Genomic DNA, 21361 nt, shown 5'->3' on the forward strand with positions numbered 1-21361 from the left:
TATTTTTTTATAAAAACAATTAATATCTTCAAGGATTAAGAAATTCCATATATTATTGTAACATATTAAAAAATAATTTTTATTTATATAGCTATTAGATTTATTTTTTAATAGACAACCCCTATATCCAATAATATTAAATTTATGTATATAAATAATAGTTACTTTGTTGATATACTCATACCAATAAATTAGATATATTAATATATCTAATACCACTTTATTAATACAATCATCAAACTGTTTTAGTCATGTTTAGTAGCCGCTTTAAATGCTTCAATCATAACGCTAGAAAAATTATTTTTATCTTTTTCAAAATGTTTTTCATTATTTATCATGTCAACTTCAGATTTTTTTTGATTTTCACAAGAATGATATAAAATTAAATTAATTATCCTATTCTTCCTATCTATGCTATCTAACTTCGCTTGTATGGCATTTCCTATTTTTAAATAGGGCAATTTTTTAATAAATTCCTGTTTTACTATTAATAAATTAGGTTCATTATATGAGTGATCCTCAAGGTTTAAATGACCCATTATAGAATTAGTTCCATCTAATTTGACAATCAATTTTTTTTTGTTATGGTCTATAGAAACAATACTTCCAGAAACAATACTACTTTTTTTATGAATAGATAGGAAAGAATTCAAAGGATCTTCTGTTAATTGTTTTATACTGAGCGAAATACGTTCTCGTTCTATATCTACTTGAAGAACAACAGCTTCAATTTCATCTCCTTTTTTATACTTATTTATAGATTCTTCATTAACCATATCCCAGGAAATATCAGACAGATGTACTAACCCATCAATTCCTCCTTCTAATCCAATAAAAATACCAAAATCAGTTACTGATTTAATTTTTCCTGAAACTTTATCACCTCGAGTATACATTTCTGAAAATTTTTGCCAAGGATTAATTTTACATTGCTTTAATCCCAACGATATTCTTCTTCTATCTTTATCTATATCTAATACTATAACTTCAATTAAATCTCCTATTGCTACTACTTTAGAAGGTTGAATATTTTTATTAGTCCAATCCATCTCAGAAATATGAACTAATCCTTCCACCCCCCCTTTAATTTCAATAAAACACCCATAATCAGTTAAATTTGTCACCTTACCTACTAATTTATCTCCTTCTTTATAATTGTGAATTACAGATGCCCATGGATCATCTTGCAACTGCTTCAATCCTAATGATACTCGAATACGCTCTTTATCGAATTTCAATACTTTTACAGTAATAGAATCTCCTATATTAATTACATCACTAGGATGCTTAACTCGCTTCCATGAAATATCAGTAATATGTAATAATCCATCTATTCCACCTAAGTCAATAAAAGCTCCATAATCTGTTAAATTTTTTACCAATCCTTTTAGGACTACCCCTTCATGTAATTTATTTAATAGTTGGTCCCGTTCAGCGCTATTTTCAGATTCAATTGCAGCTCGACGCGAAACTACCACATTATTACGTTTATAATCTAATTTTATTACTTTAAATTCACAGATTTGACCTTCTAAATCTAATGTGTCTTTAATTGGCCTAACATCTACTAAAGAACCAGGTAAAAAGGCACGTATTCCGTTTAATTCGACTGTAAACCCTCCTTTTACCTTGCCGTTAATAATACCCTCAACTGTAGTAGTGTCTCGATATGCTTGTTCCAAAAATAACCAAGATTCAAGTCGCTTTGCTTTTTCTCTAGACAATACAGTTTCTCCAAAACCGTCTTCTATTGCATCTAATATTACATCAACAGAATCCCCAATTGCTATTTCTAATTCTCCTTTGGAATTATAAAATTGATCAATAGGTATAGCAGATTCAGATTTTAAACCAGCATCGACCCAAACTACATCTTTAAAAATAGATATAACGGTACCTTGTATAACAGAACCAGGTTTCGTTTTTATTTTTTGTAAAGATTCCTTAAATAATTGAGCAAATGATTCTATCATTGTTTAATCTTCAGTCGTTAATAATACTCATCAAACAATCCATATTGATGTAGCTTTATATTTTCTTTATCATAATCAAATCCTTGATTATGTATGATTTTTTATATATTGCACAATGGTATATCAACTTGTTTCATATATGTTAAAACTTTATTTGTTACTTCATTTTCAGATAAATCTGTTGAATCTAACATTAATGCATCAACTGATGGGATTAATGGAGCAATCTTTCGAGTATAGTCCCGATTATCACGTTCTCTTATTTGAGATAAGAGACAATTAAAATTAACATTAAAATTTGTTTTCTGCAACTGGTCTAACCGTCTTTGTTCTCGTTTTCTTTCAGAAGCATAAAGAAATATTTTTACCATTGCATTAGGAAAAACTATAGTCCCCATATCTCTTCCATCAGCAACAAGACCTGGCCATATACAAAATTTACGCTGATATCTTAATAAAGAAGCTCGAAGTTTTGGAAATATAGCGATTTTTGAAGCAAGATTTCCTATAATTTCCGTATAGATATTTTTATCAATTTCTTTTTTATTTAACAAAACAATAAACCGATTATTTTTTCTTAAAAAATCAATCTTTATCAAAGGAATAAGCATTATTAATTTAATTTCGTTATTTGTATCAATATTGTTATCTAAAGCTATTGATGCTAAAATTCTATATATTATTCCTGAATCTAATAAATTCCATCCCAAAATATTTGATAATCTTCTAGATAATGTTCCTTTTCCTACTCCACTAGGACCATCAATAGTAATAACTGGAATGATATTTCCATTGTTAAAGCTACTACTCATTTGTTTACTCATAATAATATGTTTAATACATCTCTACTAATCTATAAAATAAAAATTTAATAAAACTTTTATAATAGTACCCTATTTTATTGTTTCTATTTAATCAAAGTTATTGCTGTGTATTACTAATTTTAAAAAATTGATTAAAAAAATCTGGAAAAGTCTTACAAATACATTGTGGATTATCAATAATTACAGATACACCGGATAAAGCAATTAAAGAAAAACACATTGCTATACGATGATCATGATAAGTATTAATATAAGCTGATTGTATTTTTTGTGGAGCAAAAATGTATAAATAATCATACCCTTCTATTACTTTTGCTCCTACCTTTCTTAATTCAGTAGCCATTGCATATAATCGATCACTTTCTTTAACTCTCCAATTATAAATATTACGTAGTATCATAGGAATTTTTTTTTCTATCGTAAATAATGCAATAATAGCAAGAGTCATTGCTGCATCAGGCATATGGTTTACATCAATATCAATAGAAGCATTGAGAGTAGTTCCACGGGTACATTCGATATAATTATCTCCCCAGGAAACAAAAGCTCCCATCCTATTTAATATGTCAGAAAAATATACATCCCCCTGCTTACTATGTTTATCTATTCCTAATACCTTGACAGTACCTCCTTTTATAGCCGATGCTGCTAAAAAATAAGAAGCACTAGAAGCATCCCCTTCAATGATATATTCCTTTGGAGATACATATAACCTATTCCCTTCACAATAAAAAATTTTATAATCTTGATGTTGTATTGTAATACCAAAAATTTTCATAATTGATAAAGTCAAATCAATATATGGTTTAGACACTAATTTTCCATCCACTTTAATACATGTATTTTCCGGAGCTAATGGAATCATCATTAATATAGAAGATAAAAATTGACTAGAAATATTTCCTTGAATAATTATTGTTCCTCCACGATAACCTCCATTTAAACACACAGGAACATGATATTCTTTTTTCAAGTAATTTATTTGACTACCACCTTGTCTTAAGGCATGTATTAAATGATGAATAGGTCTTTCTTGCATTCTTACATCACCAGTTAACATAATATTTTGTGAAGTTACAATAGATAAAGCTGCAATTAAAGGTCTCACAACAGTGCCAGCATTTCCTAAAAATAAAGTTAATTGGGGATGAAGACTACTTTTATTTTGAAATTGCAATGGACCTCCTATTCCATCGATCTCACAAATTTTACGATCAGAAGACAACTTATATTGTATTCCTAATTTATACAGTGCATTTAGCATGTATTGTACGTCATCACTATCGAGTAAATTAATTAACCGAGTAGTTCCAACAGATTGAGCTGCTAATAATAATGCTCGATTTGATATACTTTTCGATCCAGGAAGAGATACAGTCCCATTGACTTTATATATAGGATCCAATTTAATAAAATTATTCATCTATATTAACTCTGTTTAACAAATTAAACCACCTATGATTATGAAAGTAATTCTATAAAATAATTTATATAATTTTTTGCATATGTATAATACAAACTATATTTTCTATTTCAACTACATTGTCTTGAAAAAAAATTCATAAACTTAATTAAATTAAGTACTCCTTCTAAAGTCATAGCATTATATATAGATGCTCTAATTCCTCCATGAATTTTATGTCCTTTTAATCCATATAATCCAAAAAATTTAGATTCTTCTAAAAACAAATAAGTCAATTTTTCCCTCTTTAAAAAAAAAGGAACATTCATTATAGAGCGATATTTATAGTTAATATTATTATAATAACAATCACTATCATCTATAGCTTTATATAATAAAGCTGATTTCTTTTTATTAAATTCATTAATTTTACTTAATCCTCCTAATTTTTTTAGCCATTCTAAAACTAAGTTAGCAATATACCAAGATATAGTAACTGGGGTATTAAACATAGAATTATTACTTAAAAGAATTTCATAATCTAAAATAGCTGGTATTTTTTTATAATTAGATACGGTATTAAAAATTAAATCGTTTCGAATGATAACTACTGTTAAACCAGGTACACCAATATTTTTCTGAGCTGATGCGTAAATAATGCCAAAACGATTAATATCTATAGGTTGAGATAACAACATTGAAGAACAATCAGCAATTAAAATTTTTGTTTCAGAAAAAATTGGAATATCATTAATAGATATGCCAGAAATTGTCTCATTAGGACAATAATGAATATAAAGACTATCTTTAGAAATGTTCCATTCATTAATGGGTTTTATAAAATAAAACCCATTAATATCTTTATCAAGAACATTGACAATATTGACATTACAAAATTTTTGAGCTTCTATTGCGGCTCTATATCCCCAATATCCAGTATTTATATAATCAATATTACCTGTAGGTTTCTTTAATAAATTCATAGGAATTGCTGAAAATTGAGCACGTGCCCCTCCTTGACAAAAAAGAATAGTATAATTACTGGGCACATCTAAAAGAATTCTTAAATTTCTTTGTGTCTTTTGGGCCAACTCTTCAAATTCAGAACTACGGTGACTAATTTCCATAACAGATATGCCAAGATTATTCCAATTTAATAATTCTTCTTTTATTTGGTTTAAAACCGATTCTGGCAACATTGATGGACCAGCACTAAAATTAAATTTTTTTTTCATATAACTTTTGTGTTCAAATAATGTTAACAATCAATTATATCAATTAATACAATACAATAACAATATACGAAAAATTATCTCATGCAATTACCAGTAAACCAACTAAAAACACATGCATTAATTTCTAACTATTTAATTCATAAAATTCTCATACACCATTCAGTATAAATATTAATAATGAATATGAGTAATGCCATGCATATATGAATGTAATACCTTAGGTATTTTAATGCATCTATCTTTTTGTAATTGACAATTCTCTAGAATTGCTACTAATGTTCTACCTACAGCCAATCCAGATGCATTTAATGTATGTAATAACATTGTTTTTTTATAAATTTTATTTCTAAAACGAGCTTTTATACGGCGTGCTTGAAAATCTTTTACATTTGAACAAGAAGCGATTTCACAATAAGAATTATGAGTAGGTAACCAAACTTCTAAGTCATACGTTTTACATGAAGAAAAACTAATATTTCCTGCACATAATAACGTTTTTCTATACGGTAATTCAAGTAATTGTAATACTTGTTCTGAATGATTAGTTATTTCTTCTAATGCCTGAGTAGATTTATTTGGATGAACCATTTGCACTAATTCAACCTTATCAAATTGATGAGTTCGAATTAATCCATGTGTACGATAACCGTATGTGCCGGCTTCCAATCGAAAACATGGAGTATGAGCCACCATTTTAATAGGTAATTCATCTTCATTAACAATGATGTCTCTCATTAAATTAATCAACGGTACTTCTCCTGTCGGTATTAATGTATATGATTTATTTTTGATTTTACTACAATTGATATCAACGATAGACTGAGTATGAAACAAATCTTTATAAAATTTAGGCAATTGACCTGCTCCATATAACGAATCTGTATTTACTAAATAAGGTACATAATATTCTTGATATCCGTGATTTTTAATATGTGTATCCATCATAAATTGAGATAATGCCCTATATAAACGGGCTATTTTTCCTTTTAACACAATAAAACGACTGCCAGCAATTTTTGATGCACTCGATAAATCTATTTCCCCTATTAATTTACCTAATGTTACATGATCAATTGGCTTAAAATCATCGTATCTATTTAAATTCCCCCAACGCATAATCTCCACATTATCCTGCTCTGTAGTGCCATTAGGAATATTATCATCAGGGATATTAGGTAAGGATAATTGATATTGTTTTATTTTTTTTTGCAAAACCTTAATTTTGAATTTAATTGAGGTTAGCTGATCATTCAATAAATTAGCTTGTTTACACAAAGATTGAATATCTTCCTGTTGAGATTTAATTTTCCCAATAATTTTAGAAATAGATTTTTTATCAGATTGTATTTTTTCTATTTTTTTTTGCAAAACCTTACGTAAATTATTTTGTTGTCTTAATTCACTTGTATTTAATAAAAATTGCTTACGAGCTAATCTTTTATAAACCCAATCTGTATTATTATATAATAGTTTAGGATCTAACATATATAAAAATCCCATCTTTTATGTTATATAAAAATTATCTATATAAACATCATGTGATTATTATTGATAATAATCATAATATCTTGTACTAAAAATTAAAAATTTTCTTACATATTCGAATACTATTGATAATTATCAATCACAAATCTCAGTTTAAACCAACGTCTACTTCATTGGTATTCTACAAATAATAATGCATATAAGAATATATGCCTAAAATTTTGTCATTATTAAATTTAAATTAAACATACTATACAAAAACTCCCTAAAAATACAATCACTATTAATCATAGCTAACTCTAGCAACTATTAAATAACCAACTGTATACTGCGTAATTATATTGCGTAACATCAAATTCATATTTGAAATATTTACTCATATAATGAATATATATCCTAACATATTTAATCAAAAATAAAAAATCACATAAAAACTAAATACAGTCAAATTTAATTTCACAATATCTAGAACAATATGCCTTTCTGGATATTGCATAATATCATGATTATTCTCTAAATAAATTAATTCAATATAATACTTCCCCTATGGTACATATTAAACATTATTGAAAATTCATTAATTCAAAAAATATTTTTATCTTCTTTGATCATCTAATTGCATATCTTTAGAAATAAAAAAATTAAATTTATCTTTATCAATAAAATTAACGCACTGATTGGATAAATAATAATTAACACGTTGTCCATTTTCTTCCTCAACATTAATCTGATTAATGACTCCATCTTTATTAATTTGTATTGCACACTCTTTTATATGAAGAGAATTATCATGCATTGATTTTAAATAAAACCAATCTTCTTTCTGAAGAATAATATAATTTTGATATACAAATAAATTAGAACTGAATAGTAACTCTAAAAAAATATTTCCAGCAATTTGATTTTTTAAACAATATGCTACAACTTGTTTAAGTTTTGGCACATAAAACCAAACTGTCTGACCATCAGAGACCAAAACAAACTCCTCTGGATCAGTGAAATGCCAACGAAAAAGATTAGGTCGTTTTACCCATAATTCACCTCGAGCTATTTCTATATTTTCTTCATAATCAAAAAAATAAACTTTTTGAATAAAATTAACATAAAATTTATTTACTAAATTTAATCTATTTTGTAAAACAGAAGACGATGAAATAACTTGAGTTTGTATTGACTGTAACATGAACATGCTAAAACAAATATGTACTATTAACTTCCCTATACCATGGAATTTATTTGTCACCATGCCCCATACATATCTAAAATAAAAATCACTAAACATAATCACAATAAATTAATAGTGCTTCTGAGTTGTCCAAAATTTAACTACTGAACATATTTCTTCATCTTGTACACATGCGCCATGTATTCTAACAAGCATAGAAGAATTAGCGGGTAAGTATAACATATCTCCTTTTCCCAATAAAGACTCAGCTCCAGATTGCCCAAGAATAGTACGAGAATCTATTTTACTAGATACGGTAAACGCTATACGAGCTGGAATATTTGCTTTAATCAATCCAGTTATGACATTTACTGATGGTCTTTGTGTAGACAAAATCAAATGGATACCAGCTGCACGTGCTTTTTGAGTTAATCTAGTAATTAATACTTCTATTTTTTTATCAGTTAAAATCATCAAATCAGATAATTCATCTATAATAATGACAATATAAGGCAATTTTTTAGTTATCTCAAAACAAAATACATTATTCTCAATAGTATCTTGAGTAAAAATAGACTGTTCTACTTGATTATTGTAATTTTCTAAATTACGTACGTTTAATATAGACATCAATTTATATCGACGTTCCATTTCTATAATACATAATTGTAATATAGACTCAACATCGTTCACATCAGTAATTACTTTTTTTAAAAGATGAGGAATATTTGAATATACTGATAATTCTAGAATTTTAGGATCAATCATAATAAAACGTACCTCTTCTGGAGTAGATTTATACAGCATACTAATAATCATGGAATTAATTCCCATAGATTTTCCAGAACCAGTAGTACCTGAAACTAACAAATGAGGCATATTCCTCAAATCAGCAATCACAGGTATACCACAAATATCCTTACCTAGTGCTAATGCTAATGGAGAATTCATATTCCGAAAGTTCTCTGAACTAATTATTTCTTCTAAAAATACTATATCTCGATTTTTATTAGGAATTTCTAAACCAATATAAGGTGTTTCAGGAATTACCTCGATTACTCGAACAGCTCTAACAGATAAAGAACGAGCCAAATCTAATGATAAACCAGAAATTTTAGATGATTTTATTCCAGCAGATAAATTTAATGCAAATAAAGTAACTACTGGACCTGAAGTAATTTGCATCACCTTAGCTTTAATACGATACTCTAATAATTTACTTTCTATTAATTCAGCATCTTGTTCAAATTTAAAACTGTTTATCGATTTTTTTTTAACATTTGATATTAAAAGATTTTTGTTAGGTAAACCTAAGTTGATAGTATCATTATATTTCTTTTTAGGCACAATAATGGAATGATAATGGTTCATGTTATTTTGAGGTAATGTTTTTTTTTGTAAATTTGACTTGATAAATTTTGTTTTATCTCGATTTTTACGATTATGAAAAATACTATCAGACTTATGATTCATAAATTTGAATAAAGTATGATTGCGATTTACATTATTATTAAAAAGCATAAACATATTTTTAGAAAAAATTTTTTTTGAATAGCAATTAGATTTTTCATCAACATTTTTATTACTATAATTAATACGATCGAGTGTATTTATAAATTTAATACGATTGCTACAATAATATTGATTATTACCATCAACATTTAATTTAAATTGATCTGATTTAGGTATATTAATATGTTGTTGTTGATCTCTATTATTTAACCAATTCCATTCTACACACCCAAAGTTCATTGCTGAAGGTAATGATGAAATAATATTATTACAGATTGGAGAGTTAGTAAAACTAACAAACTGAGTACTTTTATCACAATTCTTGATTAAAAGTTTACTTATTTTACTCTGTCGATTAAAAAATTTTTTATACACAACATATTTTTTTTTAAAATAAATAGATGACATTATACTAGAACAACAAAAAACTTTCTGAACATAATAATTTAGTTTACTAATACTTGTTAGTGACTTACCAAAAATAATATGCAAAATATATATTATTTTTTTATATATTTTTGCTATTAAATTTAAAAAATTTTGATTAAAAAAATACATACAACCGATAATACTAATTGAAATTAAATTCATGATAATATAGTATAAAAAATATTGGGGAACTTTAATGATATTAAGTAATATACTACCTATAATTCCTCCAGGAGCAAAATAAAAAATATCATTCATAATTGATTGAGCACATACACAACATATGAGTAAAAATATAAATATTGCTATTAATTCTAAAAAAAAGATAAAAACAGGTCTGTTATTTTTATTTAAAAAAAATTTCCACAAGTAGAATAATATAAATAATGGCATAATATAAGCTACTACCCCAAATGAAAAAAATAAAAAATCAGCAATTCTAGCACCTACCTTACCTCCTATGTTACTACACATTAATTCATTGTAACCGATGTGTTGCATCCATCCAGGGTCTGCTGGATCAAAACTAAATAATATCATTACTATATATACAAATATAAAACCGAGTATAATAATACGTATCAATATCAAGTTTATCTCCAAAAATTATTTTTAATTAAATTGATATATTAATATCCAAATAAAAATTAATAAGCATTTTAACAAACTCTATACTACATTCATACATACGATCTTATAAAAATAAGAACATTATTATATCAATTCTTATTGTAAAATTACAAAATCTATGCTTTAAGCTCTAAGCAACTTATTATTGCAATATCAAATTTGGTTCAATCACAATAAATTATATATATAAACAATATTAAACAATATTTTTTTTATTAATGCTCATAAATTATTGATGCAATATACTGCCTATGCCATCAAATAAAACATAAATATATTTATGTACTATTACTATAAAAAATTATAAAATTTTAATTATATAAATAATAAAATCATCAAAAAGGAATATATTAATTATGAAAAATAAAAATAAACATTGTAAATTGCTTATATTAGGTTCTGGACCAGCTGGATATACAGCAGCAATTTATTCTGCTAGAGCTAATTTAAGCCCCATACTAATTTCAGGTTTAGAAATTGGGGGCCAATTAAGCACTACTTTGAGCATAGAAAATTGGCCTGGAGATTCAGAAAATTTAACAGGCCCGAGTCTTATGAATCGTATGAAAGCTCATGCAATTAAATTCAATACTAACATTATTGATGATCATATTATTAAAGTTAACTTCCAAAAACGTCCTTTTCAACTATATGGAAATACAAATCAATATACATGTGACTCTTTAATTATAAGTACTGGTGGATCTGCTCGAAGTTTAGGAATACCTTCCGAAATCAAATATAAAGGGAAAGGCGTATCCTCATGCGCTACATGTGATGGATTTTTTTTTAATAAAGAAACAGTTGCAGTAATTGGAGGAGGTAATACTGCAGTAGAAGAAAGCTTATACTTATCCAACATCGCTCACACAGTACATCTTGTACATAGACGTTCTCAATTTACATCAGAAAAAATATTAATTGATAGATTGATGGAAAAAGTATATAAAGGAAACATTGTGTTACATACTAATTGTATTGTAAAAACAATATTAGGTAACGATTTAGAAGTTACCGGATTGAGAATAAAAAATACTATTCTTTTAAAAGAATATACCATTGATCTAAAAGGGGTCTTTATCGCTATTGGATATAATCCAAATACTAGCATTTTTTGTCATCAACTGAAATTAAACGATAATGGATATATTTGTGTAAACTCTAAAAATGATAATAACAACGCCACTACAGCTACTTCTGTGCCCGGTATATTCGCAGCAGGAGATGTAATGGACTACATGTACCGACAAGCAATTACTGCTTCAGGAACAGGATGCATGGCTGCAATAGACGCAGAAAGATTCTTGTCCACCATACAAAATAACTAAAACAATTACCACTATATTAGCAATTATAACTATATGTTATAATATAACACATAATATAATAAAAATTAAATTATTAAATAATAATCATGATGAGACCCGATATAAAGTTACTCTACGTCTTATAATAAGAGATGTCATATGATAAAAGAAGAAAATATTGAAATGAACGGTATAGTATTAGACACTTTGCCTAATACTATGTTCAGAGTGCGTTTAGAAAACGGACATATAATTATGGCGCATATTTCCGGAAAAATTAGAAAAAATTACATTAGAATTTTAACAGGAGATAAAGTCACTGTAGAACTAACCCCATATGATTTGAGCAAGGGACGAATTATTTTTCGAAGCAGATAAAATAAATATAATACTTCACAATAAGAGATATAGCTGCAGCAAGTTATTGTGAAATTGTTATATTTTAACTTTATTGCTTATAATATAATTTCTGCTTTAATCCACCATGTTCGACCTGATTCATAAATAAGTTTTTTTGAGTTATATTGAGTTACATCATAATTATTTAAAAAATTATTTACATGTTCTCTATAAGTTTTATTCAAAATATTATCAATACCAACAGTATATGTATAATAATTAGGAATTCTCCATGCTAAATATGCGGATATTACCCCAAAACCTGGCGTATGCAATATATCTTGTGTATATTTTTTAAATAAAAAATTATAGGAACAAAAAGTAGATAAAAACTTTTCTATATATTGCGATGATGAGACCAATCTCCATAATATTCCTAAATTATAATTTTGTTTTTTAAATTGACATGTAAATTTCCCTTCTAAAGGAGGGATAGTAGGTAATATACATTGATTATCCTTATTTATACCCCAAGCCCATGATATATTACTTTTACCAAGCCAATAATCATTTAATTTATAACTTACACCCATTTCAGTCCCACATATATTAGCATTCGAATTCTTCATACAATCAACAATATTGTCCTGTATCAAATTACTATCAACATTATTGTTATATTTATAACAAATAAAATCTTTTATATACCCTATATAAGACGTTATCCATCCATCTATTTTTGTTTTTTTTAAATGAGCCCCCATATCTATCTGAATAGTTTTTTCAGGCTTTAATTGAAAAATTAGATTCTTACTTTTTATATTGTCATTAAACCTATTTAATATCAATTCCCAATAATCAGGCAAACGTTGACATACACCTACTCCAAGATAATATAAAAATTCCGGATAAATAACACCTTCATATCTCATAAACCCAGCTGGATATGTCACATCTCTATAATACACAGCATAACAATCATCGTGTATATCAACAACACTATGTTCTATTCTAATTCCTCCGATAATTTTTTTATTTGGTAACATATTAAAAATAAATTCATTAAATATTCCTGAATCTAAAGAATAATTATGTATTTTAGAATCACACATCAATTGAGTATTTTTTCTATATTGATTAATTTGAATATCAATGCCGCTATAAAACTGAAAATTTTCCCATTGACATGTAATAAAGCCTCGAGACCCCCATAAAGACCGTTCTACATCATTAACATTAGTTTTACATTGAGTAGAACAACAATAATATTGTTTTGGAATCAATGTCGATGATAAATTTTTAACAAAAGATACCGTAGAATCAATCATGATATGATGTATATGATGATACCAGGATTGAATTTCAATTGAATTTAAAACATCATTAATACCTGGGGTTTCTATTCTAAATCCATAACTTTCTCTAGCAAAACATAATCCATCCATACCTGTAACTGCATAATTTACTCTAGAATTCCCTTGACCTAAATTAATATCTATAAATGTATTAGATCTAAAATTAAATGATAAAATAGCATCTGCACTCCACTTGTACCACGCAGAATGCACTGGGTGATTATTGCCATCATAATAATTTCCAGAGTAATTACAATTACCTATCAATCTAATATAGCCATATTTGTTACCTAATATACTGTCTATATTTCTATATATGCTATCATTCGATCCAACAATCATACTACTACAAGTTTTGATTTGTGGTGAATTAAAATGGGGATGATAACGCCGAAATTGTAAAATACCTCCTGAAGTTACTGGCCCCCATAACACCGTTTGAGGACCTTTAATTATATTTAAAATATCAAAAGTCTCCGGAATAATATAAGCGGTAGCAGGATCCATGCCAGAACAACAAGCTCCAATTATTTCACCAGAATCCGCTAAAATACGTATTTTGGAACTAGTTATTCCTCTTAATACAAAATTATTATTAGTCCCCCCATTACGAATCATAGAAAATCCTGGTATATTTTTCAAATAATCAACAGAATCAGTAATAAATGAATAATGTTGTAATGATTTTATAGAATCAGACACAGAAATCAATGAAGTATTTACTTCAGCAATGATAGTAACAACTTTGTTATTTTTACTATCTTTAAATAACGGAGGAAATTTTTTACAAGTAAGCGTTGAAGACGTTTTATGTTGCAATGAACCAGATGATAAATAATCATCATTGGCGTAAATGTTATTAGTTATGCATAAAATGCATATACATGTCGCTATATATAAAACAAAATAAATTACGCTTTTTAAAAAATCATTAGATACATATTTCAGTATCACTATATCCTCTTTTTTTATATAATTATCATTATTATACTTTCATATGACTAATAATTAGTTATATATTAAAAAATATTTATTTTTAACCCTTAATTATGTAAAACAATTTTTATATATTATTCTGATTGTTATACTTTAATGTTATAATAACGTAACATACTTATAAGAGTCTATCAAAATATATAATATATACTAGATTTTTAAGATATCTTATTGTATTCTTTTTAATTAATTAATAAGTAAATAACGGATACCTTAAGGGGCCGTATTTTAAAAGATATACATATGCTCTTTATATGACATATATATAATTCTTAGTTTGTTTATGTGTAAATGGGAATTATTAAATGCAATATATTATTCATTCGAATATAATTTTTGATACTACAGAATATATATTAAAATCATTACACAATGACAACAATTTAATAAAATTATCTAATTCTTCTGGCCGAATTTTAGAAGAACTGATCAAACATCGTCATACCGGATCCCCAGTTACTCGAGAACACTTATTTACAGTAGTGTGGAAATCCTACGGGTTAGAACCATCTCATGGAAACTTAAATCAACAAATTAGTTTAATAAGAAAAAATTTAGCCATTTTTGGAGTAGATTCATCTTCTATTCTAACTATTCCTAAACGAGGATTAAAATTAAATAATCAACTAACAATAAAACAAATAGAAAATGATCCCGAAAATAATTATATTTCCCCGAATCAATATGCTCATGATTCTACCAAATCCAACATTGACAAAAACGACAATATTACATCACGTAACTCTAATCCGTTTCATACTCAAACCTATATAAAATACATTATTACCTTAATAATTACACTATTTTTTGTATTTACCATAGGTTTTATATATCTATACAATAAAACCAACAGTATCAAATTATACTGTTGTAAAGAAATCAATTCATGTAATATCTGTACTTTTCCTATTATATCAGAATTCGAGTTTCAAAACAATGAAACATAATATCTTAAAACTATTTAAGTATAAATTAAAAATATAAAAACTATTATAATGCTACTCTGTATATAAAAACACGTATCATTTATATACATAAATCATTATTTCTCATACATATAAAGACAATTTTTTCTAATTTACTAAAATTATTATCATGGTGATTAATTAATAAATAACTTCATTAAATTATCTTCTATATACTTAATAGAAATTAATTTAAATATTCACTTGCATCACAATATTGTTCTATACATCAATGTTTAGCATAATTTTTATTATTTAACATATACACAGAATTCACTTTAAATAAATAACGATACGCTTGAACAGAAGGATGATGATATTGAATATACTGGCAAAATTGTTTTGAATTAAGTTTATTAATTTTTTTTATAGCTTGGGTATGATCTAACGTAGAAAAAATTTTTAACAATGCCCCCAGTCCATTCACATACGCCACTATCATAGCATATCGTCTAGTTTTCAAATTCATTATATCTGCTAGCTGGTTTTGTAATATATATAAATAAGCAGTACCTAATTCAATATTAGTGACTGCATTTTTTAATTCTGCAACACTAGGCTGTCCAAGCCGTCCTTTCAACCGATAAATATCTTTACCAGCAGTATCTGCCTTTATTTGCATTAACCCAACAGCATTAGATTTACTAACTACGTTTGGATTATAATTAGATTCTACTTGAATAATAGATTTTATTAATAACGCATCTACACCATATAATTTAGAGTAATAATTTATATGTTTATCATATGTTTCTGATAAACTAATTTGTTTTTTTGAATTAGAATAATTGTTTGTTTGTTGTTTTAAAAAACATAATGTTTCTTGATTGTTGTTCAAACGAGGTGAAATCATTATGCATCCCGGTATTATTATTATTAAAAAAATAATATATACTAAATAAAATTTCATTTAAATATTTGAATTAAAAATAATATTTTTCTATACTTACAATTGAAATTAAGATTATATTACGTATCATTATTAAAAAATAAATAACTTAACGATCATTTTAAAATAAATATGTATTTCAATACAATTGAATATATATACTTCTCATGCATCAAACTAATATCAATAAATTTAATTCAATAATTTATTAAAAATTTTCTATTTGTAGAAACGATTCAATGAGTATTAATCAATTAAGTAAAACATAACTATTATAGCCTATTCATAACTCATCTAATTTTTCATAACACATGATACAACTATTCACTAGAATAATGATATTATATCATTAATTTTTCGCATAACTTTAACTAATTAAATAGCCTTGTCATGTTTTTATAACACAAAATATTTAAAATAATATAAATACAAATTATGTAAAGAACATATAAACATTACGTCATAACCAATCATATCTATCATAATTATTTATACATATATATAAATTGATAATAAAATAACTTATAAATATAATATTTTATTATAAATATACAAATATATACATGTTAATATGTATTAATAAAACAATTTATTATATTATTATGTAAATATCTAAAATATTTACATTGTAAACAGAAAATTAATTTAAAAAAATAAATATATGTTACAGTACTTACTTAAAATAATTTAAAATATTTTATTTTTTATATGTGAGTTATTTAATAAAAATATTACAATTATGATTATATATACAATATTCCATATTAATTCATGAAAAAAGTTATTGTAGGCATATCTGGAGGTGTAGATTCATCAGTGTCAGCGTGGTTATTAAAAAAAAGAGGATACAAAGTTGAAGGACTGTTTATGAAAAATTGGGAAAATGATGATACTCAAGAATTTTGTGCTTCAAAATCTGATTTGATAGACGCATGTTCTGTTTGTAATACTCTTAAAATACCTCTACACACCGTCAATTTTTCACGAGAATATTGGAACAATGTTTTTAAAGTATTTTTAAAATTATATAATATTGGACTAACACCTAATCCTGACATTTTATGTAACAAAGAAATTAAATTTAAATATTTTTTAGAATTTGCTATTGAAGATTTAGGAGCAGATTTTATAGCTACAGGACATTACGTACGGCGCATAAATTTTAACAATAAAATTAGTCTCATACGGGGAATTGATCTTAATAAAGATCAAAGTTATTTTTTATATACATTGAATCAGCAACAACTCAAACATTGTTTATTTCCTATAGGAAATTTTACTAAATTAAAAGTACGAAGTATTGCTAAAAAGTTGAATTTAATTACAGCAAATAAAAAAGATTCAATGGGAATCTGTTTTATTGGAAAACGTAACTTTAAAAAATTTCTTAGCAATTACATACCAATACAACCAGGTCCAATAGTTAATGTACATGGTTATAAAATTGGCACGCATCAAGGTGTCCCTTTTTATACAATAGGACAAAGAAAGGGATTAAATATAGGAGGAATAAAAAATAGTAACGGAAAACCATGGTATGTAGTAGATAAAAAAATTGAAAATAATTCACTAATTGTAGCCCAAGGGATTAATCATCCATGCCTGATGTCTAATCAATTTGTTGTTCAACAAATATTTTGGATTGAAGAATGTATATTAACATCACCTTTACAATGTTCCGTCAAAACCCGATATCGACAACCAGACTCTAAATGTTATATATTTCCTATATCAAAAAATAACTTAAGAATCATTTTAAAATATCCCATAACAGCAATTACTCCCGGGCAATCAGCTGTTTTTTATTTAAACGAGCGTTGTTTAGGAGGGGGAATAATTACAAAACACTTTCCATTAATGAGCACACAATAAATTAAAATTAATTTTTTAACTATTATCTAAATAGTACTATGTTATTAAACATAGAGATTTTTTATCTTTTTAGAAAAATTTTTAGATTAAAAATATGTTTTTAAGTATATTACCACAAAATAATCGTATAAAAATAAAATAAATATTTTATGAAATCATAAAATCAACTAAAAGGTACATATGTGATCAAATACTCTCCTTTAACTGCAATATCTCCGATCGACGGACGTTATCATAATTATACCCACTCATTAAGAAATATTTTCAGCGAATTTGGTTTTCTAAAATTTCGAGTACAAATTGAAATTTGTTGGTTGAAAAAAATATCCAATACACAAGAAATCACGGAAGTTCCTATATTTACTGAAACTGAACATAATTTTCTTAACAACTTAGTCGATGACTTTAGCATAAAAGATGCAAAATACATAAAAAAAATAGAACGCGTAACAAACCACGATGTCAAAGCTATAGAATATTTCCTAAAAGAAAAAATTAACGTAGTTCCTAGTTTAAAAAAGAAGATAAATGAATTCATTCATTTTGCTTGCACATCAGAAGATATTAATAACCTTGCATATGGATTAATGTTAATTCATACTAAAAACATAATTATATTACCGATATGGAGAAAAATTATTAATTCAATTAAACAGTTAAGTATAAATTACAAAGAGATTCCAATACTTTCTAGAACCCACGGACAACCAGCTAGTCCATCTACTATGGGAAAAGAAATGGCTAATGTTGCATATAGATTAATTCGACAATTTCATCATTTACAATTAATTAAAATTTTAGGTAAAATAAATGGAGCAGTTGGAAATTATAATGCTCATATTATAGCATATCCACGTATAAACTGGAGAAAATTCGATGAAGAATTTGTTACGTCTTTAGGGATATCGTGGAATCCATATACAACTCAAATAGAACCACATGACTATATAGCTGAAATATCCGATTGCATTGCTCGATTCAATACTATTTTAATAAATTTTAATCAAAATATATGGGGATATATTTCTTTAAATTATTTTACGCAAAAACATGAAAGTTATGAAATTGGCTCATCTACTATGCCTCATAAAATTAACCCTATAAATTTTGAAAATTCTGAGGGAAATTTAGGATTATCAAATGCTATTTTGAAGCATTTTTCTGAAAAATTACCAATATCTCGTTGGCAAAGAGATTTAAGTGATTCTACTGTTTTAAGAAATTTAGGAGTAGCTATAGGATACTCTTTAATTTCTTATTATAATACCTTACAAGGAATAGACAAATTAATAATTAATGAAAAATATTTATCACAAGATTTAAATAAAAATTGGATGATATTAGGCGAAGCATTACAAACAGTAATGAAACGATACAATATCCATAATGCATATGAACGCACAAAAGATTTCATGTTTAATTATAGTAACAATATTAATGCAAATTCAATAAAATCATTTATTGATTCATTACCGTTACCAACAATAGAAAAAAATAGGCTTAAAAAAATTACCCCATCTGATTACATTGGATTAGCATCTATTTTAGCATCAGATATAGAAAAAATAAAATAAAAATCAGCACTTACTTATGTTTTAATTTATACACATGCACATACATTATGTGTGTGTAATAACGATGATTAATTATGTCCCTTCTTAAAAAAAATGAAGGGAGTTTAATCTACCACTGTAACACAGCTCAATAAAATATAATGGTAATTTATCTTAATATTCGAAACAAATTAATCTTTCGTACTTTTAATGATCCATACCAACTAATTAGAAAACCTAATAATAACACTACAATCAATAACAAATATATATCTAAGATATGCACTTGAACTGGTAAAAAATCAATAAAATATACTGATTTAGCATCAAAATTAATTTTAAATAAATTAATATATCTAGCGCCAAAATTTTTTAAGATTAAAGAAACCAATACTCCTAACCCAACACCAATTACACTAGAGACACAATAAATAAGAAATCCATACCATAAAAATATACGTTGAATTAATATAGCCTGAGCACCGATTGCTCTTAATACAGCGATATCATAATTTTTATGTTTTGTTAATAAAATTAACACTGTGATTACACTAAAACATGAAACCCCTATAATTAAAATTACAGATAAGTATATAATTATACGAACTATTTGAATATCATGATAAATATATCCATACATATCTATCCAACTGCTTATTTTAATATTTTTATTAATCATAAATTTCATATTTTTAATTATTTTTTTTATATGAAAAACATTATTTACTGAAAATTCTATCCCGTCCACACCTAATCTATTATTGTAATAATTTTGAGCATCTAACAAAGATATAATGGCAAGGCTATTATCCAAATAGCTATGTAATTTTAATATTCCAGAAACTTGTAAGGATACTTGTTTAGTTAAGGCTAACCTATTATCTAAATTAAAATTATTAACTAAAAAAACAGTAATCCAATCACCTTCTTTAATATTTAAAGCTATTGATACTCCTTCCCCCAAAATAATTTGATTTTTATTTTCACAAAAACGCTTCCAAGAATCTTTTTCTATAAAATTAGTTAATACATGATCATATATATTTACATTATTTAACAAATTTACACTTTTTATATAAACCAAGTGCCATTTATTATGAAATTTAATAATACTAGAAAAATGAATATAAGGACTAGCATTAATAACCTGAGGGATTTTTATTACATATGTTAGTATTTCTTTCCAATTAATTAATGGAATATTATTAACTGTAGTAATTTCTCCGTGTGGCACTATTGACAAAATACGCTTACTTAATTCATATTCAAAACCGTTTATTATACTGAAAATAATTATAGATACAGCAATACCAACACCTATTACAATAACAGAAACCAAAGATATCAAAGAAGCCAAAATATTTCGTTTACCCCCTTGATAAAATCGTAATGCAATCCTTAAAGATAAAAACATGATTTTAAAATATAAT

At 26.0% G+C, this 21361-nt stretch carries 15 protein-coding genes; 5 read left to right on the forward strand and 10 right to left on the reverse strand.

Going from position 1 to position 21361, the window contains the following annotated elements:
• Positions 1-245 precede the first annotated feature (245 nt).
• From rpsA to BVAF_RS03255, 7 genes are all read right to left on the reverse strand, one after another.
• Positions 246-1973 carry a 30S ribosomal protein S1 gene (gene rpsA, locus BVAF_RS01905; RefSeq protein WP_013516701.1) on the reverse strand — a complete coding sequence of 576 codons (1728 nt, stop codon included), beginning with the start codon at positions 1971-1973 and terminating at the stop codon, positions 246-248.
• Between the two features lie 101 nt (positions 1974-2074).
• Positions 2075-2797 carry a (d)CMP kinase gene (cmk, locus tag BVAF_RS01910; protein ID WP_236608338.1) on the reverse strand — a complete coding sequence of 241 codons (723 nt, stop codon included), beginning with the start codon at positions 2795-2797 and terminating at the stop codon, positions 2075-2077.
• A 97-nt stretch (positions 2798-2894) separates the two neighbouring features.
• The gene (aroA, locus tag BVAF_RS01915; RefSeq protein WP_013516703.1) at positions 2895-4220 is read right to left on the reverse strand and encodes a 3-phosphoshikimate 1-carboxyvinyltransferase; all 1326 of its coding nucleotides are present in this window, start codon (positions 4218-4220) and stop codon (positions 2895-2897) included.
• A gap of 110 nt (positions 4221-4330) precedes the next feature.
• Positions 4331-5434 carry a 3-phosphoserine/phosphohydroxythreonine transaminase gene (gene serC, locus BVAF_RS01920; RefSeq protein ID WP_013516704.1) on the reverse strand — a complete coding sequence of 368 codons (1104 nt, stop codon included), beginning with the start codon at positions 5432-5434 and terminating at the stop codon, positions 4331-4333.
• A 171-nt stretch (positions 5435-5605) separates the two neighbouring features.
• Positions 5606-6919 carry a serine--tRNA ligase gene (gene serS, locus BVAF_RS01925; protein WP_013516705.1) on the reverse strand — a complete coding sequence of 438 codons (1314 nt, stop codon included), beginning with the start codon at positions 6917-6919 and terminating at the stop codon, positions 5606-5608.
• Between the two features lie 595 nt (positions 6920-7514).
• On the reverse strand, positions 7515-8201 hold the full coding sequence (lolA, locus tag BVAF_RS01930) for an outer membrane lipoprotein periplasmic chaperone LolA (RefSeq protein WP_236608339.1): 687 nt from the start codon (positions 8199-8201) through the stop codon (positions 7515-7517).
• Positions 8202-8213: 12 nt separating this feature from the next.
• The gene (locus BVAF_RS03255) at positions 8214-10628 is read right to left on the reverse strand and encodes a DNA translocase FtsK (protein WP_320408527.1); all 2415 of its coding nucleotides are present in this window, start codon (positions 10626-10628) and stop codon (positions 8214-8216) included.
• Between the two features lie 383 nt (positions 10629-11011).
• Between BVAF_RS03255 and trxB the strand changes: the two genes are divergently transcribed.
• On the forward strand, positions 11012-11983 hold the full coding sequence (gene trxB / locus BVAF_RS01940) for a thioredoxin-disulfide reductase (protein WP_013516708.1): 972 nt from the start codon (positions 11012-11014) through the stop codon (positions 11981-11983).
• A 138-nt stretch (positions 11984-12121) separates the two neighbouring features.
• Positions 12122-12340, forward strand: coding sequence for a translation initiation factor IF-1 (infA, locus tag BVAF_RS01945; protein ID WP_013516709.1), 219 nt, complete (start codon positions 12122-12124; stop codon positions 12338-12340).
• 77 nt (positions 12341-12417) lie between these two features.
• Here infA and BVAF_RS01950 read toward each other — a convergent pair whose 3' ends face one another.
• Positions 12418-14610 (reverse strand): TonB-dependent receptor domain-containing protein, encoded by a 2193-nt coding sequence (locus BVAF_RS01950; RefSeq protein WP_013516710.1) that lies wholly within the window; start codon positions 14608-14610, stop codon positions 12418-12420.
• 347 nt (positions 14611-14957) lie between these two features.
• Between BVAF_RS01950 and BVAF_RS01955 the strand changes: the two genes are divergently transcribed.
• Complete coding sequence (locus tag BVAF_RS01955; RefSeq protein WP_013516711.1) at positions 14958-15599, forward strand: winged helix-turn-helix domain-containing protein; 642 nt, start codon at positions 14958-14960, stop codon at positions 15597-15599.
• 247 nt (positions 15600-15846) lie between these two features.
• Here BVAF_RS01955 and BVAF_RS01960 read toward each other — a convergent pair whose 3' ends face one another.
• Positions 15847-16527 carry a transglycosylase SLT domain-containing protein gene (locus BVAF_RS01960; protein ID WP_013516712.1) on the reverse strand — a complete coding sequence of 227 codons (681 nt, stop codon included), beginning with the start codon at positions 16525-16527 and terminating at the stop codon, positions 15847-15849.
• Between the two features lie 750 nt (positions 16528-17277).
• On the opposite strand from BVAF_RS01960, the gene mnmA reads away from it, so the two are divergent.
• Both mnmA and purB read left to right on the forward strand, forming a co-directional pair.
• Positions 17278-18378 (forward strand): tRNA 2-thiouridine(34) synthase MnmA, encoded by a 1101-nt coding sequence (gene mnmA / locus BVAF_RS01965; RefSeq protein WP_013516713.1) that lies wholly within the window; start codon positions 17278-17280, stop codon positions 18376-18378.
• Between the two features lie 185 nt (positions 18379-18563).
• Entirely contained in the window at positions 18564-19952 is a 1389-nt protein-coding gene (purB, locus tag BVAF_RS01970) for an adenylosuccinate lyase (protein WP_044026200.1), read from the forward strand.
• Positions 19953-20100: 148 nt separating this feature from the next.
• On the opposite strand, the gene BVAF_RS01975 is transcribed toward purB, so the two are convergent.
• Positions 20101-21345, reverse strand: coding sequence for an FtsX-like permease family protein (locus BVAF_RS01975; RefSeq protein WP_013516715.1), 1245 nt, complete (start codon positions 21343-21345; stop codon positions 20101-20103).
• Positions 21346-21361 lie beyond the last annotated feature (16 nt).

It is taken from the genome of Candidatus Blochmanniella vafra str. BVAF, assembly GCF_000185985.2.
In the GTDB taxonomy this organism is placed as follows: Bacteria; Pseudomonadota; Gammaproteobacteria; order Enterobacterales; family Enterobacteriaceae; genus Blochmanniella; species Blochmanniella vafra.